Origin of the sequence: Peterkaempfera griseoplana (genome assembly GCF_001418575.1) — a bacterium.
GTDB lineage: Bacteria > Actinomycetota > Actinomycetes > Streptomycetales > Streptomycetaceae > Peterkaempfera > Peterkaempfera griseoplana.
This window is the reverse complement of record NZ_LIQR01000674.1, coordinates 1-1,542: the sequence shown is the minus strand read 5'-3', so window position 1 is coordinate 1,542 and position 1,542 is coordinate 1. Positions and strand designations below refer to the sequence as shown.

Annotated in this window: 2 protein-coding genes; both read right to left on the bottom strand. The window is 75.1% G+C overall.

Translation table 11 applies throughout. The annotated features are described in order from the left end of the window. Positions 1–600: hypothetical protein (locus tag AOK09_RS35170; RefSeq protein WP_157876171.1), on the bottom strand; the 600-nt coding region annotated here is incomplete at its 3' end. A gap of 7 nt (positions 601–607) precedes the next feature. Further along, positions 608–1,542, bottom strand: a 935-nt coding sequence (locus tag AOK09_RS35165; protein ID WP_055591253.1) for a DUF2252 family protein, incomplete at its 5' end; no start/stop codon positions are given.

Genomic DNA, 1,542 nt, shown 5'->3' with positions numbered 1-1,542 from the left:
CGGCGCCCGGGTGGCGGCCAGCGCGGCCAGCAGTGCGGGTACGCTCCGCCAAGCCGCCGCCGTGGCGGCGGCCGACCGCAGCACGCGGAACGCACCGGCCTCGCCGGCCCGCAGCCACCAGGCCGCGGCCAGGCCCACCAGCAGATGGGCGGCCAGGACCAGCCAGGGGGCCGCGGCGCCTGCCGAGGGGACGGCGGCGGCTCCGGAGGCCGGATCGCCGCCGCAGACCAGCAGGGTGCTGACGGAGTGCCAGGGGCCGGTGAGCGGTCCGCCGCCGGTGGCGGAGTAGCAGCTGGACTGGCCGGTGGTGAACAGGGTGTCCAGTACCAGCTCCAGCGGAACCAGCAGTGCGGCGATCTGCCCGTACGACCGCTCGCGGCGCCCCAGCAGCAGGGCCGCCGCAAAGGCCCCCGCCCCGGCCGCGGCCATGGTGGGGGCGGGCAGCGGCGCGTGGGACAGCAGCACATGGGAGCCGGCCGAGAGCACCAGCAGCAGCCCGGTGAACAGCGCTGCCCGGGCGGCGCGGAGCAGCACACCGGGGACGGGGGAGAGGCCCGGTCGCCTCAGCCGTCCGCCGTCCGCCGCCCGACGCGCCGCCATGGCGGGATCAGAGCCCCGGGATCCGGCCGTTGCGGAACAGGTCCACGAAGATCTGGTGGTCGGTGCGGGCCCGGGCGCCGTAGGCGTGGGCGAAGTCCACCAGGCCCTGGACGAAGCCCTCCTCGTCACGGGCGATCGCGGTGTCGATGGCGTGCTCGGTGGAGAACGGCACCAGGGTGTGGCCGCTGGACTCGTCGGCGGCCGCGTGCATGATGGCGGTGGCCCGGCCCAGGTACTCCACCACGGAGCGGATCTCCTCGGGCTCGGCGAGGCCGCTCCAGTCCAGATCGGTGGCGTACGGCGAGATCTCGGCCACCAGCTGCCCCAGCCCGTCGATCTCGGCGTGGCCCAGCCAGGGGTCGGCGTGGGCCTGCAGGGCCCGCTGGGAGATCACCGTGCGATGCCCCTCGTGCCGGAAGTAGCCGCCGATCGAGGGGTGGGTGACATGGCGGGAGACCGCCGGGGTCTGCCCCTGCTTCATGTAGATGACGACGTCGTTCTCCAGGGCGTCGGTGTGCCCCTCCAGCAGCAGGTTGAAGGAGGGCAGCCCGGCGCTGCCGATGCCGATCCCGCGCCGGCCCACCACGTCCTTGACCCGCAGGGAGTCGGGCCGGGCGCGGGAGGCCGGGGGCAGGGTGGTCAGGTACTCCTCGAAGGCGGCCAGCACCCGGGCGCGGGTGGCGTCGTCCAGCGCTATGGAGCCGCCGCCCGAGCGGAAGCGGCGGTCGTAGCCGTCGATCACGGTGAGCTCGTCCAGCAGCGCCACCCGGGTCTGCAGCCGGGCCTCCCGGAGCACCGCCAGGATCGGGCCCTCGGCCGTGTCCAGGGTGAAGGCGGTGTCCTCGGGCTTGTGGCCGCCGTCCGTCAGCAGGGCGATCTGCCGGCGGTAGGCGTGGGCGTAGGACCGCACCAGGTCGCTGATGGTGCCGTCGGCCAGCGCCT